Below are 25,508 nucleotides of genomic sequence, written 5' to 3'. Positions count from 1 at the left end.
GCGCTTAGCAAACTGCAGGGGTATTGCTCACAGTGGCATCATTAGTGCGAGGCGTGGGATTATACCCGATAGGGTATGCGATCTGCCCTTCGACAAACATCAGTAAATCACCATTCTGCAGCGCATACCATTGCTCATTGTCAGTCAGCGGCTCGGTGGCGATCATGGCCACCCGATCATTCGGGCTGGTTTCCAAAGAAAAATCCACCGCCATATCGGTGTCGCACAAATGCGCACGGGTAAATGGCGCCTGCCGGATCAGAAAGTGCAGCTTGGTGCTGCAATGGGCAAACAGCGTTTTGCCATTGGAGAGCAGGTAATTAAACGTGCCGCCGGCGGCCAGCTGTGCGCTTAACTCCTGCAAGGTGGCGTACAACACCTCGGCCGGCGGGCAGCTGGCAAAGCGCTGCGCCAGCTCATTCATCAGCCAGCAAAATGCCTGCTCGCTATCGGTGCTGCCAATCGGCATAAACCGCGATGACACCGGCGCCGGAATGTGGGTGAGATTGCCGTTGTGGGCGAAAATCCAGTTCTGCCCCCATAGCTCGCGCCCGAATGGATGGGTGTTGGTGAGGTTGATTTCGCCTTGCGTGGCTTTCCGAATATGGGCAATGACATTTTTGCTCTTGATCGGATAGGCGCGCACCAGATCGGCCACCGGGCTGCTGCTGGAGGGCAAATAGTCCAAAAATAAGCGGCAGCCTTCGCCCTCAAAAAAGGCAATGCCCCAACCATCCGAATGTTCGTCGGTTAAGCCGCCGCGACGGCGAAAGCCTTCGAACGAAAACACAATATCGGTTGGCGTATTGCAATTCATGCCCAGCAGCTGGCACATCGTTTAACCCATTGTTCAATAAAGAGAAAAGCGTACAATAAAATCAGCGGTGCCGGCCGTGGCCGGCGGTGCAGGAGTGAGCAATGGCGCTGATTGCAAGCACTGGCTCTAGTATATCTGCCTCCGCGACGCTTGGCAGCGCCGCGCGTGCCAGTGCTGCGCCCAACCGCAGTGAAGATGCGGCCAAAACGCCAGGTTTAAGCGCCGGCCAGCTGCGCTTGCTGAGCCGCATTAGCCAGCTCGATACAGTCCAAGCCATCCCACCGGGGGCGCTGAGTGCAGGCCCAAGTGCACGCACCGAAATTTCACTGGCGGCGCGACAGCTGCTGGCGAATTCCTGGCTGGATGATGGGCTATTACTAACTGGCGGCAGCGTGCGGAGTCTCGGCGCGGCTAGCTCGGCGACCAATATACCCACTCAGGGTATGGCCAGCAGTGGGCGGGTTGGCAGGGCTTTGGGCTTATACCTGCAGGTGGCTAGTTTCTAGCGCCGTGCACGCGCAAGAAAAAACCCGCCAAATTGGCGGGTTTTTTTAACGCTAACAGCGGGTGGTGAGCTGATTTAGTCAGCGGCCGCCAACGCGCCGGCGCCAATGCTAAAGCCAACATCCACGTGCAGCACTTCACCGGTCATGCCTGAGCACAGATCCGACAGCAAGAAGGCGGTGACATTGCCCACTTCTTCTTGCGTGACATTGCGTTTGAATGGAGTCGCTTCGGCGGCGCCTTTCAGCAATTTGCCAAAGTTAGAAATACCCGCGGCGGCCAGTGTTTTGATTGGGCCAGCTGAAACGGCATTGACGCGGATTTCTTTGCTGCTACCCAGTGCGGCAGCCATGTAGCGCACATTGGCTTCCAGGCTGGCTTTAGCCAAGCCCATCACGTTGTAATTCGGGATGGCGCGCTCGGCACCCAGATACGACATGGTCACCAGTGACGATTTTTCATTCAGCAATGGGCGCGCGGCTTTGGCCAGCGCGGCAAAGCTGTATGAGCTGATATCGTGGGCGATTTTGAAGTTTTCGCGGGTCACGGCATCGAGGTAATCGCCTTTCAGCGCTTCGCGTGGGGCGAAGCCAATCGAGTGCACCAAGCCATCAAAGCTTGGCCAGTGTTTGGCCAGATCGACAAACAGTTGCTCGATTTGCTCATCGCTACCCACATCACAGGGCAGTACGATGGTGCTGTTGAAATCGGCGGCAAGTTTAGCCACGCGATCTTTCAGGTCTTCACTGACATAGGTGAAGGCCAGCTCAGCGCCTTCGCGGTGGCAGGCTTGCGCCACGCCATAAGCGATCGAGCGATCAGACAGCAGACCAGTGATCAGAATCTTTTTATTTGCGAGAAAACCCATTGGGCATTGTCCTCGTAATCAACAATCGGGCGATTATAAGCTTAAAAATCAATTCATGGCATAGGGTAGGGGTAAGTTGTGCAGCGCTGGGCCGTCCACGGCGCCCAGATGCAGGCCGTGTTCCAGGCTGGCAATCTGCGCCACTACCAGTACTTCCATCCCGCCCGTTGGACTTGGCGCAGCCAGCATAATCTTGCCACTGGCTTGCCCGTTCATCTCACTACTAAACACATCCATCCCGGCGGTGGCATTGTCGCTGGCCACCTGCATGCGGAACATACGGCGTTTCAGTTTGCCCAGATATTGTGTGCGGGCCACGATTTCTTGGCCTGGGTAGCAGCCTTTGGTAAAGCTGATGCCGCCAATCAATTCCAGATTGGCCATTTGTGGCACGAATTCTTCCTGTGTAGCGGCGGTGACCCACGGTACCCCGGCTTGAATTTCGCTGAGCGTCCAGACTGCAGTGCCGGCTGGCGTGGCGCCGGCGGCGCGCAATTGTTCCCACAGCGTGGGTAGCGCGCTGGTTGGCGCCAAGAGCTGGTAACGCTGGTTTTCCAGTGCAATCAGCTGCACATCGCCATGCATCGCACTACTAAAGGTGGCCGGCAAGGTACCAAACAGGCCATTCAAGATCGCTTGCGCATGCGGGCCGGCAACGCCAATCTGGCCCAGCTCTTCCGCCGTGCTGGCTTTGGTTTTGCTGCGCAGAATAAACATCGACAGGCGTTTTTGCAGTGCGGGCAAAATAGCCTGATCCAGCTGTAGCAAATACTCATCGCCGTGGCGGATCACCATAAAGGTGGCTTGCATGCGGCCCTTGGGGGTGGAATAGCTGGAATACTGTACGCCACCTGCCGGTAGGGCGCGGATATCGCTAGAGAGTTGCCCTTGCAGGAAGGGCTGAGTCTCTTCGCCCTGAAAGCGGATTAAGCCAAAATGGCTTAGCGGCGTGATGGTGCAGCCTTGCTGATAAGCCTGCAATTCGGCATTGGCATCGCCAAATGCAGTAATGACATGAGGTTGGTCGGCCGCGCAGAGGGCGCCCAAAGTGGCATACCAGGTCATGGGTCAATCCTGTGGGTAATCAGTCAAAGATATATAGATGGGGATGATGGCGGATATTAACACGCCCCGGCGAGCGGGGCGTGGCTGAGGCTTACTGGATGTCGCTGGCAGATTCGCTGGCGGGTTTGCTTTCACCATTATTGGGTACCACCGTGCCGGGGCGGTAGGCGCCGCCACTGCGTAGCTCCGGCGCGCCCAGTGCGCCGCTCACCTGCAGCTGATTGCTCACGGTAATTGCGCCGGCGGCCAATTGCGAGGCCACATTGCCGGCCAATTTGCCATCGCGGATCAGAATTTCGCCGCGCGAGCGGAATTTACCCGCATCAAGGGTGACGCCACTGAGGCGCACGGCGCTGCCATTCACGGCCAGATTGCCCGAAAGGGTATTAAAGTTGGTTTGGCCGCCACGGCTTTGTACAGTTGGGCTCTGGCTTTTCAGCGGGGTTACCAGATCAAAATTACTCAGCATCCCGTCCACCAGCACAAAGCGGGCATTAATCTGCGGTGTTTTGAATAGATCGCTATAGCCGCTGCCCTGATAGCGGAAGTTGGCCTCGGCATTCAGGCGGCCGCTGCTGCGGGTAATCGGGCTAAAGACCTGAATCAGTGGCTCGGCCTGAATATTCTTGCCAAAGAGCTGCCCAGCTAGTTGCCAGCCATTACTCCAATCCAGCTTGGCATTACCGGTGACGAGTCCGTTGTAGAGATCCGCACGGATGTCGGCAATATCAATCCCTTGGGCGTTGGCGAGGCCAATCAGTTTTAAGTATTCAAACTTCACCGGGTGGCCCAGCGGCAGGGTCCAGCCTTTGGCATTAAATTGCACTTTAAATTGTTCGCCATCGGCCGGCTGCACTTGTAGCTCAGCCAAGCCATCGGCGGTGGTGACGACCAGATCGTCAATCCGGCCATCTGCTTTAAAGCGCAACATGCCATCCACTGGCCCAACCTGCTGTTTATCTAACTGCACGGTGGTTTGTAGTAGGTCGACTTTGGCGATGCGCAGGCCTTCGGCCCCCTGCGGTTGCAGCCGTTTAGGCAGCTCAAGCGCGAAAGTGCGCGAAAAATTGGCGCGCTCTAGGCGCACATCGCGCAAATTACTTTGCCAGTTGAGTAGATTATTGAAGGTGACCGGAACCGCAATGGTGCCAATCTGGGCGATTTCCGCCTGATCGAGGATGACATTTTGCAGATGAAACTCAGGTTTCGGGCTGTAATGAAAACTGATCTCACTGATGCTGGCTTTGGTGTTGGTGAGCGCAGAAAGCTTTGATTCAATGTCGGTTTTGAACAGGCTGTAGGGAAAAATCAGTGGCGCAGAAGCCACAATGCCGCCAGTGATGGCCAGCCCAAGCAGAAAATTTTTAGCCATTGGGTTCGCTTTGGTCGATAAATTTATACGGTTTTTCTTGACTAATCCGTCGGGGGTCACTATTATACGCCCCATACCGATTCCCCGATAGCTCAGTCGGTAGAGCAACGGACTGTTAATCCGTGTGTCCCTGGTTCGAGCCCAGGTCGGGGAGCCAAAAAATACCGAATTTAAGTTGTGAATTTCAGCAACTTAAAGCAATTGATTGTAAAGATCAATTCCCCGATAGCTCAGTCGGTAGAGCAACGGACTGTTAATCCGTGTGTCCCTGGTTCGAGCCCAGGTCGGGGAGCCAAACTAAAAGCCAGCGCTAGTCGCTGGCTTTTTTCTTTTCTGCGCCAAGTGCGTTTGTACCGCACCACAGCCCGTGTATCGACATGGAGCTTTCCTGATCGGCAGATTATGCTTATTAAGATTTCTATCTGTTTGGAGTCTTGTGCATGTCTGATCCCGCTGCGGCCCCCGCTCCGGCTGAATCTTCATCTGCTCACCCCTCTGAGGCAGCGCCAGCCAGCCCTGAGCCACCATTGCTGCTCAAATACCGCATGCATTTGATCGGCGTGTTTGCGTTTCTACTCTTGGTGGTGTTTTTGCTGGGTGGCATAGCCATTGGCATGAGTAAGCGGCATTTCGAGAAAAAATTCTATCTTGAGCAAATCGACAAACTCAAAGAAAGCGTCGAGACCATGGTGCATGAGCGCGAAGGGCTGCAGGAAGAAATCAAAGCAATGAAGCTCGAATTGCGGGCAAAGTCCGATCATATTCACGAGCTGGAAAGCAAAGTGGAAAAATACGAGCGCCAGCAGGAAAGTCATAAAGAGGCGGCGCCGGAAGCTGGCGGGCATGAGGCCGCGGCGCAGGGAGAAGATCAAGGCTTGAATTACCTGCGGCTCAAAACGGGTGACTGCACCATGGATGGCAATTCTACCGCGACGGCGAGCAAGTGGCGCGAGTGTCTGCAAAAGGCTAAAAAGCAGTAGGTATATGCTCAAAAGCTAAGAAATTTAATGCCTTTGGGTATATACCCCCAGGTTTAGATGATGCGTGTTTGGTGGGCTGTCCCCACTCAGGAGTCGCTGATGTCACAGGCTCGAGCAACACAGGTACCGTTTTATATTCATATCTCGTATTTGTTTGTGGGCTTGTTGCTCAGTTTTGCTTTGCTTAGTAGCTGGCAGCAATATCAAACCACCACGCGCATGCTGAAACAAACGGCCGATCAGCAGTTCCGGCTGGCGGTTGAATCGGCGACGGAAGAAATACGCGAGATTTATCACAGTGGTGCGCGCAGCAGTGAGTTAATGGCACAGCACGAGCTGATGCGTGCCCGAACGCTGGATGAGCGTTTGCAGGCTTTGCCCTATCTGGTGGCCTCGCTGCGGCACAATCCCATCCTTACGGCGCAGTATATCGGCTATGACACGGGTGATTTTTTCATGGTGCGCACCTATGGCCAAAATAAGGTGTTGCAACAGCGTTTCCAGCCGCCTGTAGGCACCGAATGGATTGTGCAAAGTATTACTTATCCGCAAGGTCAGCTGCGCGGCGAGTATTTATTTTTTGATCAGGATTTGAATCTGCTAGAGCAACGGGTGGATGAGCGCTATCGCTTTGATCCCCGCTTGCGGGATTGGTACCGGGTGCATGGGCAGCCGCAGACTTTAAAAGTAACCGCGCCGTATTTCTTTGCCAGTAGCGGCCAGACGGGGATCACCTTTTCGCGTTTAGCAGCCAATCACAAGGCGGTGGTGGGGAGTGATGTGCGGCTGGAGCGCATCAATACTTTCCTGCTGCGGCATAAAATCACGCCGGATACGCGGCTAGCGCTGCTTGATAGTCAGCAGCGCGTGTTGGCTTCACAAAAGGGTGTGCCAGAGCTCACTCGGGGTAGCGACGGGCAGTGGCGCTTACCCGAGCTGAGCCACTATGACCCTAATGTGCTCCTCAATCTGATGGGGCAACAGACCGGGCATGCCGGCTCGGCCAGTACGTTTGCCAATGGGCAGGGGGAGCAGTGGGAGGGTATGGTGCAGCCCCTGCGTTTGCCGGGCATGCCGGCCATGACGCTGGCCATGGCCACGCCCCATGCCGAATTAATGGCCGAGGCGGTAAATGAGCGCAACCGCGGGATTCTCGTCTCTTTGGGTTTGCTCGCTTTTGGGGTGTTGATGGCCATCTGGCTATCGCACAAAGCATCACGGCCGATTAATGCGCTGAGCGATGAAGTACAAAAAATCGAGCAGTTTCAGTTTGATGAGCCGCTGCATGTGCGCAGTAATATCCGCGAGATAGCCCGCTTGGCTGATGGTTTAGGCAGTATGAAGCAAACGATTCATCGCTTTATGTCGCTCTCACAGGCGCTGGCGAGCGAGCGTAATTTTGGGCAATTGTTGGCACGCATCCTGAATGAATTGGGGGCGGTGAGCTTGGCGGAGGGCGGGGTGATCTTTATTACCAGCGCCGATGGTGAGGCACTGGAGGCTGCACAATATTTCTGGCAAGGGCCGGCGCAACCAGCCGATGAGCGGGCGCAGTTGATTGCACTGGCCAGTGAGCATGCCGTGGCCAGCGCTTTGCGTGAAGGCGAGACCCTGCGTCGCTTGTCGCCCGCCCAATTTACGCAGGATTTCCCACTCTTACCGGCCGCTGAGCGTGAATTAACCCAGCTTACATTGCCTTTGCGCAATCGGGATGGGGCTTTGGTGGGGGTATTGGCCTTGGTGCTGGACGAGGCCAAACGGCCTTCGGCTGAATTGCTGGCCTTTGTGGAAACCATCGCCTCCACTGCTGCGGTGGCTGTAGATACTCAGCGCTTGATTAATGAGCAAAAAACCTTGCTCGAAGCTTTTATTCAATTGATTGCTGGCGCGATTGATGCCAAGAGCCCCTATACCGGTGGGCATTGCCAGCGAGTGCCGGAATTAACCAAGATGCTGGCGCGCGCCGCAGAGCGGCAAACGCAAGGGCCATTTGCAGGCTTTAGTTTGAGTGAGGCGCAGTGGGAGGAGTTGCATATCGCGGCGTGGCTGCATGATTGCGGGAAGGTAACCACCCCTGAATACGTGGTGGATAAAGCCACCAAGCTAGAAACACTGTACGACCGGATTCATGAAGTGCGGATGCGGTTTGAGGTACTCAAGCGCGATGCCGAACTGGCCTACTGGCAGGCCGTTGCTACAGGCGGTGATGTATCGGCGTTGCAGGCCGAGCTGGCTGTGCAATTGGCTTCGCTGGATGATGATTTTGCGTTTGTGGCTGCCTGTAATGAGGGTGGAGAATTTATGGCGCCTGAAAAAATCACGCGCTTGCAGCAGATTGCCCAGCACACCTGGCGGCGGACGCTATCGGATCGCATCGGTATCGCGCATGAAGAAAAACAGCGTAAAGCGCGCAGCCCAGAGCCAGCTTTACCGGTACTGGAGCCCTTACTGGCGGATCGCCCTGAGCATTTGATTGAGCGCGGTGCGCGCGAGCAGCTGGCGGCGGACAATCCGTGGGGCTTTAAAGTGAATGTGCCCGAAGCTTTGTATAACCGAGGTGAACTCTACAATCTCAGCGTGGCCCGTGGCACGCTGTCCGCGGAAGAACGCTACAAGATCAATGAGCACATTATTCAAACCATCATCATGCTGGAAAAGCTGCCGTTCCCACGGCATTTGCGGCAAGTGCCGGAAATCGCCGGTGGTCACCACGAGAAAATGGATGGTACGGGTTATCCAAAGCGCCTCCGCCGCGAAGAGATGAGCGTGCCGGCGCGCATGATGGCGATTGCCGATATTTTCGAGGCACTCACTGCGGTAGATCGGCCGTATAAAAAAGGTAAAACCCTTTCCGAGGCGCTTAAGATCATGAGCTTTATGGTCAAAGATCAGCATATCGATGCCGAGCTTTTTGCGCTGTTTTTGCAGGAAGGTATTTATCGACAATATGCCGAGCGCTTTATGCAGGCCGAGCAGATTGATGAGGTGGATATTCAGCAATATATGCCTGCTTAAGGCGGTGCGAGCCAAACAAAAAGCCTGCGCATGCGCAGGCTTTTTTTATCCGAGGCTCCCACTGCAGCGAGTAGCCCGCGGCAGATTACAATACTTTGGCGATTGAGTCAGCCACGTAATCGATGTTGTTGTTGTTCAACGCAGCCAAGCAGATACGGCCAGTTGAAACGGCGTAGATGCCGTATTCAGCGCGCAGTTTTTCAACTTGCTCGGCAGTCAGGCCGGTGTACGAGAACATGCCGCGCTGTTGCGTTACAAACGAGAAATCTTGCGCTACGCCGCGTGCCGCCAGTTTTTCCACCAAGCCAGAGCGCATTGCGCGGATACGTACGCGCATGCCGCCGAGTTCTTCTTCCCACATCGCGCGCAATTCTGCGCTGCCCAAAACGGCAGCCACAACCGCACCGCCGTGGATCGGTGGGTTAGAGTAGTTGGTGCGGATTACGCGTTTCAGTTGGCTCAATACGCGGCCAGATTCTTCTTTGTTTGAAGTGATGATCGACAACGCACCCACGCGCTCGCCGTACAAAGAGAAGCTTTTCGAGAATGAGCTAGAGATAAAGAATTGCAGGCCAGACGCGGCGAAAGCTTTTACCGCCACAGAGTCAGCGTCGATGCCTTCCGCGAAACCTTGGTAAGCCATGTCGAGGAATGGTACCAAGCCGCGCTCGCGACACGCTTCAACCACTTCGCCCCATTGTGCATCAGACATGTCCGCGCCGGTTGGGTTGTGGCAGCAAGCGTGCAAGATGATGATCGAGCCCGCTTCCAGAGTTAGCAGAAACGCCTTCATCGCTGCGAAATCAACGCCGCGAGTGGTCGCGTCGTAGTATGGATAGTCGCCTACTTTGAAACCCGCTGACTCAAAAATCGCGCGGTGGTTTTCCCAGCTTGGGTTGCTGATGTAAACGGTCGCATTTGGATTCAGACGTTGCAGGAAGTCGCCACCAATTTTCAGTGCGCCTGTGCCGCCCAAAGCTTGAGCTGTCACTACGCGACCAGCCGCGATCAATTCGCTATCCGCGCCGAACAACAGGTTTTGCACGCCCGCGTTGTAAGCTGGGTTGCCTTCGATGGCTTGGTAGCCACGTGGTGGCTGAGCGGCTAGACGGGCTTTTTCCGCTTCTTTCACAGCTGCCAGCAGAGGAATTTTGCCTTCGTCGTTGTAGTACACCCCTACACCCAGGTTCACTTTGGTGCCGCGGGTATCGGCGTTATACGCTTCATTCAGACCCAGAATCGGGTCGCGTGGGGCCATTTCAACATTGGCAAAAATCGAGGCAGTCATGCTTTGCTCCATTGGCTACAGAGAGGGTATTTGGTGCTGCCGCACCACAGGTAACTCGGCAAGGGCAAGATTTTAGCACGAAGCCTGCTGGCCGCGCGGTGATCTTGTGCCGATCGGTATTGATCTAAGTCGTGCGTCGGGAAAAATCGCGTGGCCGAAAGCCCAGTACTCCCAAGGTGGCAAAATACGCCACGATCCCGACCGATACCAATCCGGCCAGCCGCACTAGGCGCCAGGCCATATGCCCGTCGGCCCACGGCGGCATAAATTGCAATGTGGCCAGCAAGGCCGCGGCCATGATCGTGACGGCGATGAAGAGCTTGAGTAAAAAGCTACTCCAGCCGGCTTGCGGGCTAAATATCTGCTGGCTGCGCAATTTATAAAACAGAAAGCCGGCATTGGTGAGCGCGCCCAGGCTAATGGCCAACGCCAGCCCGGCATGTTTGAGCGGGCCAATTAGCACCAGATTAAACGCCTGAGTAATACACAAGGTGAACAGCGCAATTTTGACCGGGGTTTTGATGTTCTGTCGGGCGTAAAAGCCCGGCGCCAAAATTTTAATCAGAATCAGCCCGACCAAACCGACGGCGTAGGCGGTGAGTGCTTGCTGGGTCATGGCGGCATCGTGCGCCGTGAATTTGCCGTATTGGAACATCGCCACGGTCAGCGGTTCGGCAATCAGTGCCAGCGCCACCGCCGAAGGCACCGCCAGCATCAGTGCTAAACGCAAACCCCAGTCAAGCAGGCGCGAATATTCGGCAGTGTCATTACTGGCGTAGGTTTTGGAAAGGGACGGCAGCAAAATCGTGCCCAGCGCCACGCCGAGTAGGCCAGTGGGGAATTCCATCAAGCGGTCGGCGTAGTACATCCACGACACCGAGCCAGAAATCAGAAAAGACGCAAAAATCGTATTGATGATCAGCGAAATCTGGCTCACCGACACGCCTAGAATCGCTGGCCCCATTTGTTTCATCACTCGCCAGACACCCACATTGTCCCAGTTGAGTTTGGGGCGGGTGAGCATGCCGATTTTGCGCAGATGGGGTAGTTGGTACGCCAGCTGCGCGATGCCGCCCACAACGCAGGCCCAGGCCATGGCTTTAATCGGCGGATTAAAGTAAGGCGCGAGAAACAGCGCAAAAACAATAAACGAGATATTCAGTAGCGTGGGTACAAATGCCGGGATCGAGAATTTATTCCAGGTGTTGAGCACTGCGCCGGCCAGTGACGACAGCGAAATCAGCAAAATATACGGAAAGGTGACCCTGAGCAGATCAACGGTCAGGGCAAATTTATCGGCATTCTGGCTAAAGCCCGGCGCGGTCAGGGTGATGATCCAGGGCGCTGCCAAAATGCCCAGAATGGTCACGATGCTGAGGATCAGCGTGAGCATTCCTGAGACATCGGCGATGAATTCTCGCGCGGCCTCGTCGCCCTGTTTATTCTTGTATTCGGCCAGTATAGGCACGAAAGCTTGGCTGAATGCGCCCTCGGCGAAGATACGTCGCAATAAATTGGGTAGGCGAAAGGCCACATTAAAGGCATCGGTGGCAATGCCAGCCCCGAACATCCGTGCCATGATGGCGTCGCGAGCAAAGCCCAGCACGCGGGAAACCAAGGTCATTGAGCTGACGGCGGCCATAGCCTTGAGCAGATTCATAGCGAAGAAAGCCCCTGATAGGTATGTGACGCGCATGATACGCTGCTCTTGCGCTGAAGGTGAAGAACGAATAAAATCGTCGGCTTTCTAGGGTTGTGTGTGCTGCCGAAAGTCCGTGTCTCCGGCCAAGCAGTAGACCCGTTACACCTACTAGGAGCATTACACCATGGCAAATACCGCACAGGCTCGCAAACGCGCCCGTCAAGCCACCGCAGCACGTGAGCACAACGCTTCTCAGCGTTCTGAATTCCGTACTGCAGTTAAGAAAGTACTGAAAGCGATCGCTGCTGGCGATAAAGCGGCTGCTGCTGCTGTATACCAACAGTCTGTTAGCACCATCGACCGTATCGCTGACAAGAAAATCTTCCACAAAAACAAGGCTGCTCGTCATAAGAGCCGTCTGGCTGCTGCTGTTAAAGCAATGGCCTAAGTTTTTGCCGGTAGAAAAACCCGCTCTCGAGCGGGTTTTTTTCGCCTAGCGAAAATGCCTAGACTAACATCGTATGGCAATTCGGGCTGGGTATTGGCTTAAACTAATTGAAAATTCTTGGCTTGGGCTCAATACCCTGGTTGGGTATATCTTGATTAGTGTTGTGACAGGCGGAAGCTGCGCATGATGCGCCAGTAAGATTCCTCTTCCAGCACGAAAATCCGGCCATCCGGCGCTTCATGCGGGGCAATATCGATGGCGATGCGCACAAACCGGCCGATGTCTTGCCACAGGGCGGCGGCGAGGCGCTCAACAAACCAGTCGGCGCTTTCGCCGGGTTTGAGCTCGGCTTCGTGGCGTACTTCCAGCAAGATCACGCCATCGGCCAAGGGCTGTTTGCGTACCCACGAGGGCATGCACCAGGTGCGGCGAATCGCGCCCAGCGCAATATCGGCCTCTTGCGGGGCCAGAGGCGATAAGCCTATTTGCAAACGGTACGAGCTGGCCATGATTTATCCATCCGCCGGTGATGGTTTCTTTATGACATGGCAGGCCAGTGCCTGTCCAGTGTTAAAGTGGCGGCATTGCTTTCACACCAATGCCGCCATGGTATGCTAGGCTTGAATTCTAATCGCACCCATACCGATTGCCGAAGATGAATGACAATACCGAGCTGGCGACCCGGCCGAAAATTCTGGTCGTTGATGACTCCCGCATCGTCCGGGCGACAATCCGCAAACACCTTGCCGATGCCTATGAGCTGATTGAAGAAGCCGACGGCGAAGCCGGCTGGCGCCGCCTGCTGGCGGATGATTCGATTGATCTCTTGCTTTCTGATCTCACTATGCCCGAGCTGGATGGGCTGGGGCTCTTGGCCCGCATCCGGGGCTCGGGCGAGCCGCGCATGCACTATTTGCCGGTGATTATTATCTCGGGTGAAGAAGACGAGGCCACCAAGTTGCGCTGCGTCGATTGCGGCGCCAATGATTTCGTTACCAAATCCACCGACCGCACCGAAATGCTGGCGCGGGTGAAAGCCAATCTCGAATTGGCCGCCACCCGGCGCGAGCTGGCTGAAACCCGCGCGGTGCAGGTGCAAACCGCCACAACCGATGCCGTTACGGGCGTGGGCAGCTCGCATTTGCTGAATCTGCAGCTGGAGCAGGCGCTGGCCTTTGCGCTGCGCCACAACAGCGAAGTCACGCTCTTGTTGCTGGAAGTCAATCACGGCGTCGCTTTGCACAATAAGCTTGGTGAGCGCGTGCATGGCCAATTGCTGGGCCTGCTGGCGAAATTGCTCGAAGCCAAATTGCGTAAAGAAGACACGCTGGCGCATCTGGCCGACTCGCGTTTCGCCATCGTGTCGCCGGCCACGCCGCTGACCGAAGCGCGCGTGGTGGCCGAGCGCTTGCGCCAGACCATTGCCAACGCGCGGGTGAATTTCCGCAACGAGCAAATCCGCGTCACCGCATCGATTGCGGTGGCTAATTCCTGGCATGACGATGTGCATTCGGTCGAGCGCATGCTCAGCGTGGCGCAAGACCGGCTGTATGCCGATCCGATGGATAATCAGGTGTTTATGCCTGATCCGGCTGCTGCGCAAGCACCGACGCCGCTGATTTCCGAAGCTTTGGTGATGTTGCACAAAGGCAATCTGGACGAGCTGCGGCCGCATTTGCGGGCGCTGCTGCATAATCTGAAGCCCTTGCTAGAGCTGGCCAAAGACGAAGAAGGGCTGGATTGGGATCTGAGCCAGATCTAGCGGCGATAACGCTATAGTCAGCCAATACCCCGTGCAGTATCTAACAGAAAGCCCGATTAAATCGGGCTTTCGACGTTATACCCGCCACGATTGGCTGGGGGAAGGGGTGGGCGCTGGGTGCGGCGATCGATAAAGATGCTGTTGCCCTGCTCGCGTTTGGCCATGCTTTTGGCGCTGCTGGCGATATTGGCCACTTCGTGGTGCGATTCATACCATTTGGCCAGAATCTGCGCGGCGCCCAGCGACAGCGACACCAGCGGGTGAAACTGCATTTGCCCTTGCCGATTGGGCGCATTGTAGCCGCCGGCTGCGCGGTCTTCGCTGGTGAAATAGCTGCCGATCATGGTTTCAAACTGCGCCAGCACGGTTTCGCAGCGCGCCTGCCAATCGTGGCTGCGCAGCAGCAAAATAAAATCATCGCCGCCCACATGGCCAACAAAATCCAGCACCGGGTCAAAGGCCTGCTGCAATAAAGCACCCAGAAACTTCAGCAATTCATCGCCGCGCGCATAGCCATACACGTCGTTGTAGGGCTTGAAATGATCCAGATCGACGTACACCACGGTGAAATCCAGCTGCTGGGCCAAGAGATGGCTCATGGTGTCCTGAATCGGCGCATTGCCGGGCAGGCCGGTGAGCGGATTGGCGTGGCGCGCGGCGGCCAGCTGCATTTCGGTCATGGCGCGAATCAGCTCGCGGCCCGTGCCCATGCCCAGATAGCGGCCTCGCTCGGTAATGATAAAACCATCATCCAGATTCAGCCGCTCGCTGGCGGTCACCAATTGCGCCAGCTCGGTCAGACTGGTGCTTTGCTCCACCACCAAGGGCTGCGGGTCCATATGCAGGCGGCAATCGCGGTTGCCAAAAAGCTCGCGGCTATACGGGCGGGAAAACAGCTCCAGAATATCGTGGCGTTTGATCAGGCCAATGGGCTGATCGTTTTCCACTACCGGGATGGCATGCAGGTCGGCTTGTTGCTGAAAGCGGCGCCAGATCGCATCGTGGTTATCGCGGGGCGAGGCGGCGGGGGTAAGCTGCAACAGCGAGGCGGCGGTAGTTTGTAGCTCGCGCGCACGCTGGCTGGCCGGCGCCGAGGGCAACTGCACTGTATGTAGCGGCTCCGCCGCCGGGCGAGCCAGCAAATAACCTTGAATCAAGGTAATGCCGATTTGCCGCACGCAATCGAGCTCGGCCACGGTTTCAATGCCTTCGGCGATCACGCTGGTTTTGGTATTCAGGGCAATTTGCTGGATCGAGCGCACAAACTGCCGTTTTTGCGGATCGCTATTGAGGCCCTGAATAAAGTATTTATCGATTTTGACAAAATCAGGTTTGAGCTCCGACCACAGCCGCAGCGAAGAAAAACCCTCGCCCAGATCATCCAGCGCCAGCTTAAAGCCCTGCTCGCGACAGCGGCGCACCGCGGTGGAGAGCTCGGCGTAGTTCTCAATCGTCTGGGTTTCGGTCAGCTCGATGATCACATTGCTGGGGGATAGCCCCGCCGCGTGCAACACATCCAGCAGCGCTTGCTGCTGCGGCAAGGGCACGGTGAGGCTGCCAGGGCAGATATTCAGAAACAGATGGCCGGGCAGAGCCAGCTCGGCGAAGCGGCGAATAATCACGCTGCGGCAGGCCGCATCCAGCTCAGCCACCAGATTGGCAGCTTCGGCGGCGGCAAATAGTGCCACCGGCGATTCCAGCGCATGGCCTTGCGGGCCACGAATCAGGCCTTCATAACCATACACCTGGCCTTCATTCACCACGGCAATCGGCTGGAATACAGCACTCAAGCGTTGCGATTGAATGATCTCAAGCAATCCGGAGGTGAGCGAGGTGGTGGAGCTGGAGGGTGGCATGCCGATAAAGCTAAAGCTGGGTGAGCTCGTAAGGTAACAGCGTAAGGTTACATTTTTGTTGCATGTAGGCAAGCAATTGGCACTTCAAATGCCGGCAAAATGCGGAACGGCTTGATTTTGCACTGCAAAATCAATGCCTGCAGATGTAATAAAAACGCCATACAGCGGGCTATATGGCGCGAGAAAGTGTTGTAGTTCACCGACGCTGGCATTACAGCGTAAAGCGCTGCGTGATCGGCATGCGCCAGTCTTTGCCGAACGAGCGCTCGGTAATGCGCGGCCCCACCGGCGCTTGGCGGCGTTTGTATTCGTTGATTTTCAGTAGCCGCACTACTTTATTCACATCGGCCTCGGCATAACCACGCGCGATGATGTCAGCGATGCTGAGGTTTTCTTCGACATAGGCGGCCAAAATCGCGTCGAGCACGTCGTATTCGGGCAGACTGTCTTGGTCTTTCTGATCCGGGCGCAGCTCGGCCGACGGTGGGCGCGTGATGATGCGCTCTGGGATTGGTGCCGGCTGGCCGTTGGCGATGGCTTGCTCGTTGCGCCAGTTCGACAGGCGATACACCATGGTTTTGGCCACGTCTTTCAGCACCGCAAAGCCGCCGGCCATATCGCCGTACAGTGTGGCGTAGCCGGTAGTCATTTCGGACTTATTACCCGTGGTGAGTACTAGCTTGCCGGTCTTATTGGATAAGGACATCAAGAGCATACCCCGGATGCGGCTCTGCAGATTTTCTTCGGTGGTATCCATCTCGCGGCCTGCAAATTCATCGGCCAGGCCGGCCATCATACTTTCGTACATCGGCCAGATTTCGATTTCGGAATATTTGCAGCCCAGAATATCGATCATGGTGCGCGAATCGGTCACCGAAATATCGGCCGTATAGCGCGATGGCATCATCACCGCGTGGCAGCGCTCGGCGCCGAGCGCATCCACGGCAATCGCCAAAGTCAGCGCCGAATCAATCCCGCCCGAGAGGCCCAGCAAAATGCCGGGGAAGCGGTTTTTGCCGATATAGTCTTTCACGCCTTGCACCAGCGCGCCGTAAATGCTCTCTTCAATCGGGGTATCGGGTGCAACTTCAGCTTGAATAAGGTCGCCAGAGATATACTCACAGTAGGTAATCAGGCTTTGATACGCTGGCGCTTGCAGCACCAAGTCGCCAGATTTATTTAAGGCAAACGAATGGCCGTCAAACACCAGCTCATCTTGCCCGCCAACCAAGTTGCAATACACCAGTGGAATGCCGTTTTCATCGACGCGCTGGGCGGCTACGGCGCGGCGGGTTTCTTGTTTGGCTTGATGGAACGGTGAGGCGTTCAGCACCAACAGCAGCTCGGCACCTTCATCGCGCGCGGCGGCGGCCGGCTCGGTATCCCAAATGTCTTCGCAAATCGCGATCCCCACTTGCACGCCATCTTGCTCAAACACCAATGGCGCAAAGCCGGGCGTAAAGTAGCGCACTTCGTCGAACACGGCGTTATTCGGCAGCAACAATTTATCGTAGCGGCCAAGCAGATTACCGTCGCGAATCACGCTGGCCGAGTTGAACACTTCATCACCCGCTACGCCGCTCGGGTGGCCAACCACCAAGGTAATACCGTCCACTTCATCGATAAAACGGCCAATCGCCTGTTTGCATTGCTGCAAAAAAGCCGGGCGCAGCAGCAGGTCTTCCGGCGGATAGCCGGTGAGGGCGAGTTCGGGGGTCAGCAGAATATCGGCCCCGGCCGCCTGGGCCTCGCGGGCCGCAGCGAGAATCAGCTCGGTATTGCCGGCCAAGTCGCCAACAATGGGGTTGATCTGGGCGAGGGCGATTTTCATGGTGCGCTGTATCCGCAAAATAAAGCGCCATTTTAGCGGGGTTTGCGTCTTGGTGCGCGGGCAAACTGCCGCCACAGGGCTGTGCGCTGCGTCACCCCGGCCACGCCGGCTGGCGGTGCGGGCTGTGGCTCAGGTTACAATACGCGCTTTGCTGACTCTTTCTGGCCGCCCTGATGAGCTCGCCGCAGATCGCCCATTACACGCTGCAACATCGCCTCGGTGCCGGCGCGATGGGCGTGGTGTTTAAAGCGCGGGATACCCGGCTGGAGCGCGATGTGGCGCTGAAATTGCTGCAAGTCAATCTGGCCAGCAGCGAAGCCGCCGAATACGCCGCGCGATTGTTGCAAGAGGCGCGCTCGGCCGCGCGGCTGAATCACCCCGGCATTATCACGGTGTTTGATTGCGGCGAATGGCGTGGCAAAAATTATCTGGCGATGGAGCTGGTGGAAGGCGCGACGCTCAAAGACCTACTGGCGCGACAAGGGCCGCTGCCGGTGCGCGATGTGGTGGGTATTGCTCGCCAGCTCTTTGCTGCATTGGCTCACGCGCATATACATCAGATTATCCATCGCGATATCAAGCCCGCCAACCTGATGCTGACGCGCGCCGGGCGGCTGAAAATCACCGATTTTGGCATTGCCCAACTGCCGGCCAGTGAGCTCACCCGCACCGGCACCGTGCTGGGCTCGCCGCGCTATATGCCGGCCGAACAACTGGCCGGCCAGCCGCTGGATGGCCGGGCTGATTTATACGCTGCCGGCGTGGTGCTGTATCAGGCGCTGACCGGCGCGCTGCCCTTTGATGGCGAAACCACGATGAATATCGTGTATCAGGTGCTGCATCACCAGCCGCCTGCGCCCGCTGTGTTGCGCCCCGAGGTGCCCGAATGGCTCTCGGCGCTGGTGATGCGCTGCATGGCCCGGCAGCGCGAGGCGCGCTTTGCCGATGCCGCCGCTGCGCTCGCTGCCTTGCAAGCAGGCTGGCAGTCGGGCACTGTGGCGCAGCCAGCCAGTGCTACTGCAGCCCATCATCATCAGACCACGGCAAGCCAGCCGGACACCTCATCCCACCATCCCCATCAAGCCCACACCGCCACCGTTGAGCCTAACTCTCGCGCGAGCGCGCAGCCCGGCGCAGTGCCAGCGGGGGATGATCCGCTTCGGCCGTGGCTAGCCAGCAGCGGGCGCTTATTGCATTGGCTGGCCCGCCACGGCTGGCGCGGTACCCGCCAGCTGCTCGCCATCAGTGCGGCGCAACTGCGGCGCTGGACGCCAGTGCTGGCGCGACAAACGCAGCAGCAATGGCAACGCTGGCAGCCGGTGCTTAGCCGGATAGCCCAGCAGGGCTGGCAGCGCTATCGCCGCTGGCCGTGGCCGCTGCAGCTGGGCTTGGCCATCGGGTTGCTGTTGCTGCTGGCCTGGTGGGGCCGCCCGGCGCCACAAATCGAATGGAGCCAGCCACCGGGCTAGCGGGCTGGGATTTTTACCACTTGGCAAGCCGCAACGCTTGGCCGACACTCTGCCGTTTTTTGGCCGGACTCGGCCGCAAGGGAGTGACAGATGCCGCTTCGCATCCTACTGGCCGTGGCCGGTTTGCTCTTGGTGTTGCTGGCCAATGCCGCTAGCGCCGCCGCCCCTCAACACTGGCTGTATTTCCCATCCCGAGGCGGCGAGGGCGAAACCCTGCGCGCCACCAAGGCGCTGAGCGACCCACGCTTTGTGGGGGCGCAAATTGCCTATCCGTGGCGCCTGCTGGAGCCGAAAGCCGGCGAATACGATTTCAGCGCCATCCGCGCCGATCTGGTGTATTTGCGTAGCCAGCACAAACAGCTGTGGGTGCAGCTGCAAGATAAATCGTTCACGCCGCAGCCCAATGTGCCGGCATATTTATTGAGCCCGGCCTATCAGGGCGGGGCGCTCAAGCAAAGCATGGCCAGCGCGCCCGAGCGCGACCCGACCCAGCCTTTGGGTAGCGATGAATATGGCTGGGTGCCCAAAATGTGGGAGCCGAGCGTACGTGGCCGCTATCAAGCGCTGATTAAGGCGCTGGGTCAGGAATTCGATGGCCAGATTGCCGGGATTAACTTCAGCGAAAGCGCTATCGACATTGGCACCGAGCATCGTGACGGCACCACCACGTGGCCGGCGGGGTTTGCCCCAGCGCAGTATGTGGCGGCCATTGAGGAGAATATGGGCGTGCTGGCGGCGGCTTTCCCGCACAGCACCGCGATGGTGTATCTGAATTTTCTGCCAGGCGAATGGCTGCCGTGGGACGACCATGGCTATATGCGCCGGCTGTTTCAGCGTGCGGCCGAGCTGAAAATGGGCGTGGGCGGCCCTGATCTGATGCCGTACCGCAAAGCGCATATGCAGCAAAGTTATGCTTTCTTGCGCGCCTATCCGGCCGAGCTGATCAAAGCGCTGGCGGTACAGGATGGTAATTTGCGCCAGAAAAACCCCAAAACCGGCAAACGCAATACCGTGGCCGATAATCTGCAATTTGCCGAGCAGTATCTGGGGCTGGATTATATTTTCTGGGGGCTGGAAGAGCCGTATTTCAGCCGCGAAGTGCTGCCGAAATTGCCAGCGGCCAAATAGTGCGGCTGGGTATCTGTCTGTGGCCATTATTAAATAATGGCTGTCGAGTAAGACCCCGATTAAGTAAGGGTGCGGGTGCCCCCCGCGTGCCGAGACCTACCTCGCCGCTGCCGTGTGCCCCGCGTGTTGCAGCTGCTCGATCAGCCAGCACGCGGCCGGCCCCAATTGCGCGGTGCGTAGCCACACCAGATCGAGCGTCGTGGCTTGAGGCCAGTTGGCGGTGTTGAGTTGCACCAGTTGCCCGTGGCCAAACTGCGCCGCCAGCCAAGTGGGTAGGGCGGCCCAGCCAAAATTGCGCGCAGTGAGTTCCAGTAGCAGCAGATAGCTCGGTGCCAGCCAGCAACGCGGGCTATGCGGGCCGGCTGGGCTGCTGGTGTAGGTGCTGAGCCGCAGCTCGCGGTGTTGCAATAATTGCGCTTCATTCACCTGCGCTGCCTGCGCGAGCGGGTGCTCTGCACCCACATACAGCGCCATGGCCGTGTGGCCGGGTAGGGCTTGGGCGGAGACATCGGCCTGGTAGCGCCCCTGCGCGCGCATCACCCCCAGCTGCGCCCGCCCGCTACGCAATAGCGCCAGCACATCATCGTCTTCGCCAACGAGGCACTCCAGACGCAGCAGCGGAAATCGTTCGGCAAAGGCGGTTAATAGCGTTTCAAAGGCCTGCGATTGAAATGTATCCGAGAGCACGATACTCAATTGCGCTTCTTCACCACTTTGTAAAGCCAGCGCTTGCTGGCGCAGCGCGGCATGGCTGTGCAGCACATGCTGGGCATGGCTTAGTAGGCGCGTGCCCGCCGCCGTGAGGGTGGGCTGGCGGGTGCGGCGATCAAATAAGGCAACCCCAGCATCGATTTCCAGCTGGCTGATGGCCTCGGACACCGTGGACTGGCTCTTGCCCATATGCCGCGCGGCGGCGGAAAAAGAGCCCAGCTGGGCCGCATGCACAAAGGCGGTCAGGCTATCGATGGAGTTAAACATAAACACACCCTATCTATCGGTAAAGCCGATGGTAACTGATTTTATTCTATCGGTTTTTCTGCGGATAATCTGGGCGAATCACCTTACTACAGAGGATGTGCCATGCCTGATTTAGCCCAATTACCCACCAAAACCTGGCCCGAGCGGGTGTTGCATGCGGTGCTCTTTGAAGTTGGCGGTGTGCTGCTGGTGACGCCGATTGCCGCTTGGTTGCTGGGGGCTAGCCTGGCGCATGTGGGGGTGCTGGCGGTGATTTTGGCCAGCTGCGCCATGCTGTGGAATGCCATTTTTAATTACGGTTTTGAAAAACTGGAGCGCCGGCAGGGTTGGCAGCGCACAGCCAAAATTCGCACGCTACACGCGCTGCTGTTCGAAGGCGGCTTTATCATGCTGGCCGTGCCGCTGACGATGTGGTGGCTACAGCTCAGCCTCTGGCAGGCGCTGGCTTTGGATATTGGCTTTTTCCTGTTTTTTCTGCCCTACACCTATTTGTATAACTGGGCTTACGACACGCTCCGCCTGCAGTATTTCCGCCGCCTGCGGCCCGCCTGAAAATAAAAAACGCCCCGAGGTCGGGGCGTTGTCAGGGCTTAATACGGCTTATTTAGGCAGTTTGTCGAAATAAGCGCGGTGCTGGGTGCTAAATTCAAAATTATTGAATTTGTCCCAGTTGATCGACCACGTCATCAAACCACGCAGGCCCGGGTATGTGGTGCCCGGTTTGTAGCTGCCGCAGCTTGTGCCTTTCATCAGGCAATCGAGCGCAGTGTGCACATCGCCCACGGTGGTAAAGCCGCCGCCGGCATTGGCGTTGGCTGGCAGGCCGATGGCGATTTGATCTGGGCGTAGCGCAGGGAATATAAAGTTGGTGCCTGCAACTTTAAAGCCTTTTAGCAGCATATCGGTCATCGCCACGTGGAAATCGGCATTGCCCATGGTGTGATACACGCCATCCAGACCGGTGATCGGGCCGGAGTTGTAATCCTGCACGTGTAACAGCGTCAGATCATTGCGCAGCGCATAGATCACCGGCAGGTAAGCCCCGGCGCGGGTATCGCAACCCGAGCAAGTGCCGCCGTAGAAGCTATAGCCCAATTGCACAAAGAACGTCTCTGGCGCCATGGTCAGCGTGAATTTGCTGCCGTATTTGGCTTTCAGCTCTTTCAGCGCGGCAATCAGATTCACAATCACCGGTGCTTTCGGGTTAGCCACATCATTGTCGCCGGCATTGAGCTGCAATGAATGCCCTTCAAAATCGACATCCAGGCCATCGAGGCCATATTTATCGATGATGGCCGCCACCGAGCGCACAAAGGCATCTTTGGCGGCGGTGGTTTCGAGGCGAACCTGACCGTTAGCGCCGCCAATCGAAATCTGCACTTTTTTGCCTTTGGCCTGTTTGGCCTTAATCGCGGCAATAAAGTCGGCTTCTGATTCGACATTCGGGCATTCGGTCGATGGGCAGAGCTTGAATGCCACTTCACCACTGGTGGATGAGGTCGGCTCTGCAAACGACAGATTGATAAAGTCCCATTTATCCGACACATCATTCATGCGGATATAGCCCGAGCCATTGGCAAAGCTAGCGTGCAGATAACCGACCAGCAGTTTGTCGTTCGCGGGGGCTGGCGAGTTGCTTGGGGTTGGCGTTGGGCTCGTGGTTACCACGGGCGTCGGGGTTGGGGGCACTTCTGGGGTTGGTGTGTTTCTTGGCTTCAGTTTCCACGCGATCACGCAGGAACCCGCGGCGTCATACACGGGTTCCGCAATATAGTCGGGCGACGGGAGCGGTGGGGTCGGCATTGGGCATGGTGTTAATGTCACGATCGGCGTGGGGCTTGGCGATACCCATGGCGTCGGGCTTGGTGAAACGTATGGTGTTGCTGTAGCTGCACTCACCAATTTCCATGGCCCCCATTCCGCGCCGCCTGGCACATCGCCTTGCGTCCACCATTTGGCCTCGTAAAGCGCGCCGTTATACAGCACTCGGCTACCGCCGGTGTAAACGGCGGTTTTATCCCAGCTTGGTGCGCTCGGGGCCGTGGTAGGTTTAGGTTTTGGGGTATACCAGATTACGCAGTAGCCAGTTGGCGGTGGGGTAGCGCCAATTTCACAGGCCCAATCGCCAACAGGGGTTGGCATTGGTGTTGGTGTAGGTAGGTTTGGTGTGGCGGTAGGCGTCGGGGTTGGTACTGGTGTGGCAGGGGTCGTGCTACTGCCACCTTCCTTCCACAGCGTTGGTGTACTGGCCGGATTCCAGCCCGCGCCGGCGTAGGCGGTGTGGCTTACCAGTGCGGTGTAGGTTTTGCCGTTGTAATCCACGACGGTGCCGGCGCTGTAGCTGGTGCCTTCCTGCCAGCTGGCCGCGTGAACACTGGCGGCGAGCAACAGCCCCGCCAGCAGAGCGGTAATGCGTGAGTGCATAGGTCTTCTCCATCCTGTTTAATTAACACGCCGCCGTGAAACTGACGGCGTAGTGATTTCTGCCAACATGTATTTTGCTTTTTTGGTCAGAAACGGGATGATTGTAGGCCGATGCTGCTGCTTAGCTAAATAATCCAAGTCACTGTTGTAAATAAGGAATTACTGTTTGAGTGGCGTGTCAGCTACGCCGCCGCTCGACGCCATCCCACAGGCTCACCGGCTCGTGGGTTACATCGGGATACAGGCTGCGGTAGTCAGCCAGCGCATCGTGCACATGGCTGTAAAAACTATCGGCGCCAATTGCCGCGGTGACGCCGTAGCGATCCAGTGCTTCGCGTAGTGGGCGGTTGCAACGGGCAAATTTAAGGTCGATTTCGGCCTCTTCCAGCAGGCGATTAAGGGTGAGCAATTGCTCGGCGGCGGTGACATCCAGAAAGGTAATCGCTTGCGCATCAATCAGCACCCAGCGCGTATCGCCATCGGCCGCCACTAGCGCACTAATGCGCTCAACAAAAAACCCCCCGTTGGCAAACAGCAGTGGCGCATAAAAGCGATACACCAACAGCCCCTGCAGATAGCGCGATTCGCCCGTTAGCTCCGCCTCGGTGACGTCATGAAACCCTTTGCGCCCAGACACCGAACACAGCACCGCATCAAAGGGGCGGGCCATGAATTGAATGAGGTATGCCAGCGAAAGCAAGATACCAACTATGATGCCGGGCAATACCCCCACAATCAGCACCCCGGCGGTGGTGATTAGCGAGAACAGGGCGGCGGTGCGATCGAGCCGATACATTTCACGCCAGCTGGCTACATCAATCAGATTCAGCCCCGCCACAATCAGCAGTGCCGACAAACTACACACCGGTAAATAACGCAGGCTATCGGACAACAGCAGCAAAAACAGCAGCAAACAGCCGGCCGCTACCAGCCCGGACAACACCGAGCGCCCGCCGGCCGCATCGTTAATCGCCGTGCGCGATTGGCTGGCACCCAGCGCAAAGCCCTGCGCGCAGGCGGCGGCCATATTGGCCAAGCCCAGCGCCAGTAATTCGCGATTGGGGTTGATGTCGTCGTGGTGTTTGCGCGCAAACGCGCGGGCTAGCAAGATGCCTTCGGGCATAGCCAGCAGCGCAATCCCGGCCGCGGCGGGTAAGAGCTGGGCGATTTCCTGTAGGCTGGTAAACGGCAGCACCAGCGCGGGCAAACCTTGCGGCAGCCGCCCCAGCAGTGCCACGCCGTGTTCGCCCAGCCGCAAAAAATAAGCGGTGGGGATCGCCAGCGCAAACAACACAATCGCGCCAGGTACGCCGGGCACCACCAGCCGCAAGAGCAGCAGCAAAGCCATCGAGATCAGGCCCACAATCACCGTGGTGTCTTGGGCTGTGGGCAGCAGCTGCACCCATTGCGCTACGCGGGGGAAAAACGCGTCTTCGGTGAGGCTAAGGCCGGTGAGTTTGCCCAGCTGGCTGGCGATCAGAATACAGGCTGCGCCATTCATAAAGCCCAGTAGCACCGGCTTGGATAACAGATCGGCCATGGCGCCCAAGCGGGCCTTGGCGGCGATCAGCATCAAGAGCCCCACCAGTAGCGCCAGCTCGGCTGCCAGACGCACATATTCAGCGGGGTTGCCCTGCGCCAGCGGGGCTATTGCGGCGGTGACCAAGAGGGCAATCGCGGCATCCGGCCCGACGATCACCAAGCGCGAGCTACCTAAGAGCGCATACACCAGCATGCCGGCCAGGGCGGTATACAGCCCGCTTTGCGCGGGCATACCGGCCAGATCGGCGTAGGCCACACAGGCCGGAATCAGCACCACGCAGACACTGAGGCCCGCCATGGCATCCTGCAGCCAGTAGGCCCGGCGGATTTGAGCGAGGCTGCTGCTTTGCCAGAGTTGCCGCCACGAAGGGCGCTCGAAACGCGGGCGAGGCATTGCGCTTCCTTAGCTGATGATGGTTTCAGTCTAGCCGCTGCGGTGGCCCGGCGCGGGGAAAATGTGGGCCAGATACCGCTGTTGGTTTGGCGAAAGGTTTGGCGTGAATATTTACGCTATGATCG

The 25,508-nt window shown here is 57.4% G+C and carries 20 protein-coding genes and 2 tRNA genes; 10 read left to right on the top strand and 12 right to left on the bottom strand.

Translation table 11 applies throughout. The features are described from left to right. Positions 1-4: 4 nt before the first annotated feature. Positions 5-835 carry a class II glutamine amidotransferase gene (locus G482_RS18175; RefSeq protein WP_051258916.1) on the bottom strand — a complete coding sequence of 277 codons (831 nt, stop codon included), beginning with the start codon at positions 833-835 and terminating at the stop codon, positions 5-7. An 83-nt stretch (positions 836-918) separates the two neighbouring features. On the opposite strand from G482_RS18175, the gene G482_RS0110235 reads away from it, so the two are divergent. Then, positions 919-1,323, top strand: a complete 405-nt coding sequence (locus tag G482_RS0110235) for a hypothetical protein (RefSeq protein ID WP_028449951.1) — start codon at positions 919-921, stop codon at positions 1,321-1,323. 74 nt (positions 1,324-1,397) lie between these two features. On the opposite strand, the gene G482_RS0110230 is transcribed toward G482_RS0110235, so the two are convergent. From G482_RS0110230 to G482_RS0110220, 3 genes are all read right to left on the bottom strand, one after another. Next, positions 1,398-2,189, bottom strand: a complete 792-nt coding sequence (locus G482_RS0110230) for an enoyl-ACP reductase FabI (protein WP_028449950.1) — start codon at positions 2,187-2,189, stop codon at positions 1,398-1,400. 48 nt (positions 2,190-2,237) lie between these two features. Then, complete coding sequence (gene ygfZ / locus G482_RS0110225) at positions 2,238-3,254, bottom strand: CAF17-like 4Fe-4S cluster assembly/insertion protein YgfZ (protein WP_028449949.1); 1,017 nt, start codon at positions 3,252-3,254, stop codon at positions 2,238-2,240. A gap of 91 nt (positions 3,255-3,345) precedes the next feature. Further along, on the bottom strand, positions 3,346-4,626 hold the full coding sequence (locus tag G482_RS0110220) for an AsmA family protein (protein ID WP_028449948.1): 1,281 nt from the start codon (positions 4,624-4,626) through the stop codon (positions 3,346-3,348). A gap of 81 nt (positions 4,627-4,707) precedes the next feature. Between G482_RS0110220 and G482_RS0110215 the strand changes: the two genes are divergently transcribed. From G482_RS0110215 to G482_RS0110200, 4 genes are all read left to right on the top strand, one after another. Continuing rightward, positions 4,708-4,783 (top strand) — tRNA-Asn (locus tag G482_RS0110215). A 62-nt stretch (positions 4,784-4,845) separates the two neighbouring features. After that, a tRNA-Asn gene (locus G482_RS0110210) sits at positions 4,846-4,921 on the top strand. Positions 4,922-5,066: 145 nt separating this feature from the next. Next, positions 5,067-5,606, top strand: coding sequence for a hypothetical protein (locus G482_RS0110205; protein WP_028449947.1), 540 nt, complete (start codon positions 5,067-5,069; stop codon positions 5,604-5,606). Positions 5,607-5,705: 99 nt separating this feature from the next. After that, entirely contained in the window at positions 5,706-8,621 is a 2,916-nt protein-coding gene (locus tag G482_RS0110200; RefSeq protein WP_028449946.1) for an HD domain-containing phosphohydrolase, read from the top strand. A gap of 85 nt (positions 8,622-8,706) precedes the next feature. Here G482_RS0110200 and G482_RS0110195 read toward each other — a convergent pair whose 3' ends face one another. Together G482_RS0110195 and murJ are read right to left on the bottom strand one after the other, a co-directional pair. Continuing rightward, complete coding sequence (locus G482_RS0110195) at positions 8,707-9,909, bottom strand: amino acid aminotransferase (protein ID WP_028449945.1); 1,203 nt, start codon at positions 9,907-9,909, stop codon at positions 8,707-8,709. A gap of 124 nt (positions 9,910-10,033) precedes the next feature. Then, positions 10,034-11,569 carry a murein biosynthesis integral membrane protein MurJ gene (murJ, locus tag G482_RS0110190; protein WP_028449944.1) on the bottom strand — a complete coding sequence of 512 codons (1,536 nt, stop codon included), beginning with the start codon at positions 11,567-11,569 and terminating at the stop codon, positions 10,034-10,036. 166 nt (positions 11,570-11,735) lie between these two features. Here murJ and rpsT point away from each other — a divergent pair, with 166 nt between their 5' ends. Continuing rightward, positions 11,736-11,999 (top strand): 30S ribosomal protein S20, encoded by a 264-nt coding sequence (gene rpsT / locus G482_RS0110185; protein ID WP_028449943.1) that lies wholly within the window; start codon positions 11,736-11,738, stop codon positions 11,997-11,999. A 155-nt stretch (positions 12,000-12,154) separates the two neighbouring features. Here rpsT and G482_RS0110180 read toward each other — a convergent pair whose 3' ends face one another. Further along, entirely contained in the window at positions 12,155-12,508 is a 354-nt protein-coding gene (locus G482_RS0110180) for a hypothetical protein (RefSeq protein WP_028449942.1), read from the bottom strand. A 146-nt stretch (positions 12,509-12,654) separates the two neighbouring features. On the opposite strand from G482_RS0110180, the gene G482_RS18170 reads away from it, so the two are divergent. Beyond that, positions 12,655-13,761 (top strand): response regulator, encoded by a 1,107-nt coding sequence (locus tag G482_RS18170; protein ID WP_051258915.1) that lies wholly within the window; start codon positions 12,655-12,657, stop codon positions 13,759-13,761. 56 nt (positions 13,762-13,817) lie between these two features. On the opposite strand, the gene G482_RS18165 is transcribed toward G482_RS18170, so the two are convergent. Together G482_RS18165 and G482_RS0110160 are read right to left on the bottom strand one after the other, a co-directional pair. Further along, the gene (locus G482_RS18165) at positions 13,818-15,617 is read right to left on the bottom strand and encodes a GGDEF domain-containing protein (protein ID WP_051258914.1); all 1,800 of its coding nucleotides are present in this window, start codon (positions 15,615-15,617) and stop codon (positions 13,818-13,820) included. Positions 15,618-15,828: 211 nt separating this feature from the next. Continuing rightward, positions 15,829-17,448: an NAD+ synthase gene (locus G482_RS0110160; protein WP_028449941.1), complete on the bottom strand. Its 1,620-nt coding sequence runs from the start codon at positions 17,446-17,448 to the stop codon at positions 15,829-15,831. 173 nt (positions 17,449-17,621) lie between these two features. On the opposite strand from G482_RS0110160, the gene G482_RS19625 reads away from it, so the two are divergent. Next, complete coding sequence (locus G482_RS19625; RefSeq protein ID WP_051258913.1) at positions 17,622-18,917, top strand: serine/threonine-protein kinase; 1,296 nt, start codon at positions 17,622-17,624, stop codon at positions 18,915-18,917. 90 nt (positions 18,918-19,007) lie between these two features. Then, on the top strand, positions 19,008-20,045 hold the full coding sequence (locus tag G482_RS0110150; RefSeq protein ID WP_028449940.1) for a hypothetical protein: 1,038 nt from the start codon (positions 19,008-19,010) through the stop codon (positions 20,043-20,045). A 96-nt stretch (positions 20,046-20,141) separates the two neighbouring features. On the opposite strand, the gene G482_RS0110145 is transcribed toward G482_RS0110150, so the two are convergent. Beyond that, positions 20,142-21,023 carry a LysR family transcriptional regulator gene (locus G482_RS0110145; protein ID WP_028449939.1) on the bottom strand — a complete coding sequence of 294 codons (882 nt, stop codon included), beginning with the start codon at positions 21,021-21,023 and terminating at the stop codon, positions 20,142-20,144. Positions 21,024-21,125: 102 nt separating this feature from the next. On the opposite strand from G482_RS0110145, the gene G482_RS0110140 reads away from it, so the two are divergent. Then, entirely contained in the window at positions 21,126-21,575 is a 450-nt protein-coding gene (locus tag G482_RS0110140; protein ID WP_034619477.1) for a multidrug/biocide efflux PACE transporter, read from the top strand. A gap of 48 nt (positions 21,576-21,623) precedes the next feature. Here the strand turns inward: G482_RS0110140 and G482_RS20835 are convergent, their stop codons facing one another. Next, positions 21,624-23,447: a chitinase gene (locus tag G482_RS20835; RefSeq protein ID WP_084414602.1), complete on the bottom strand. Its 1,824-nt coding sequence runs from the start codon at positions 23,445-23,447 to the stop codon at positions 21,624-21,626. A gap of 178 nt (positions 23,448-23,625) precedes the next feature. Beyond that, a complete protein-coding gene (locus tag G482_RS18150) occupies positions 23,626-25,383 on the bottom strand; it encodes a SulP family inorganic anion transporter (RefSeq protein WP_051258912.1) in 1,758 nt (585 codons plus the stop codon). Between the last annotated feature and the right edge of the window lie 125 nt (positions 25,384-25,508).

The sequence above is a fragment of the Chitinibacter tainanensis DSM 15459 genome, from assembly GCF_000429785.1.
GTDB lineage: Bacteria > Pseudomonadota > Gammaproteobacteria > Burkholderiales > Chitinibacteraceae > Chitinibacter > Chitinibacter tainanensis.
Note: the sequence above shows the minus strand (reverse complement) of the source record. Positions and strands in the feature narration are given on the sequence as shown.

What these genes read in the sequence shown, in the direction of transcription:
- G482_RS18175 (WP_051258916.1), bottom strand. Translation starts at nt 835, where the DNA reads ATGTGCCAGCTGCTGGGCATGAATTGCAATACGCCAACCGATATTGTG.
- G482_RS0110235 (WP_028449951.1), top strand. Translation starts at nt 919, where the DNA reads ATGGCGCTGATTGCAAGCACTGGCTCTAGTATATCTGCCTCCGCGACG.
- G482_RS0110230 (WP_028449950.1), bottom strand. Translation starts at nt 2,189, where the DNA reads ATGGGTTTTCTCGCAAATAAAAAGATTCTGATCACTGGTCTGCTGTCT.
- ygfZ (WP_028449949.1), bottom strand. Translation starts at nt 3,254, where the DNA reads ATGACCTGGTATGCCACTTTGGGCGCCCTCTGCGCGGCCGACCAACCT.
- G482_RS0110220 (WP_028449948.1), bottom strand. Translation starts at nt 4,626, where the DNA reads ATGGCTAAAAATTTTCTGCTTGGGCTGGCCATCACTGGCGGCATTGTG.
- G482_RS0110205 (WP_028449947.1), top strand. Translation starts at nt 5,067, where the DNA reads ATGTCTGATCCCGCTGCGGCCCCCGCTCCGGCTGAATCTTCATCTGCT.
- G482_RS0110200 (WP_028449946.1), top strand. Translation starts at nt 5,706, where the DNA reads ATGTCACAGGCTCGAGCAACACAGGTACCGTTTTATATTCATATCTCG.
- G482_RS0110195 (WP_028449945.1), bottom strand. Translation starts at nt 9,909, where the DNA reads ATGACTGCCTCGATTTTTGCCAATGTTGAAATGGCCCCACGCGACCCG.
- murJ (WP_028449944.1), bottom strand. Translation starts at nt 11,569, where the DNA reads ATGAATCTGCTCAAGGCTATGGCCGCCGTCAGCTCAATGACCTTGGTT.
- rpsT (WP_028449943.1), top strand. Translation starts at nt 11,736, where the DNA reads ATGGCAAATACCGCACAGGCTCGCAAACGCGCCCGTCAAGCCACCGCA.
- G482_RS0110180 (WP_028449942.1), bottom strand. Translation starts at nt 12,508, where the DNA reads ATGGCCAGCTCGTACCGTTTGCAAATAGGCTTATCGCCTCTGGCCCCG.
- G482_RS18170 (WP_051258915.1), top strand. Translation starts at nt 12,655, where the DNA reads ATGAATGACAATACCGAGCTGGCGACCCGGCCGAAAATTCTGGTCGTT.
- G482_RS18165 (WP_051258914.1), bottom strand. Translation starts at nt 15,617, where the DNA reads ATGCCACCCTCCAGCTCCACCACCTCGCTCACCTCCGGATTGCTTGAG.
- G482_RS0110160 (WP_028449941.1), bottom strand. Translation starts at nt 17,448, where the DNA reads ATGAAAATCGCCCTCGCCCAGATCAACCCCATTGTTGGCGACTTGGCC.
- G482_RS19625 (WP_051258913.1), top strand. Translation starts at nt 17,622, where the DNA reads ATGAGCTCGCCGCAGATCGCCCATTACACGCTGCAACATCGCCTCGGT.
- G482_RS0110150 (WP_028449940.1), top strand. Translation starts at nt 19,008, where the DNA reads ATGCCGCTTCGCATCCTACTGGCCGTGGCCGGTTTGCTCTTGGTGTTG.
- G482_RS0110145 (WP_028449939.1), bottom strand. Translation starts at nt 21,023, where the DNA reads ATGTTTAACTCCATCGATAGCCTGACCGCCTTTGTGCATGCGGCCCAG.
- G482_RS0110140 (WP_034619477.1), top strand. Translation starts at nt 21,126, where the DNA reads ATGCCTGATTTAGCCCAATTACCCACCAAAACCTGGCCCGAGCGGGTG.
- G482_RS20835 (WP_084414602.1), bottom strand. Translation starts at nt 23,447, where the DNA reads ATGCACTCACGCATTACCGCTCTGCTGGCGGGGCTGTTGCTCGCCGCC.
- G482_RS18150 (WP_051258912.1), bottom strand. Translation starts at nt 25,383, where the DNA reads ATGCCTCGCCCGCGTTTCGAGCGCCCTTCGTGGCGGCAACTCTGGCAA.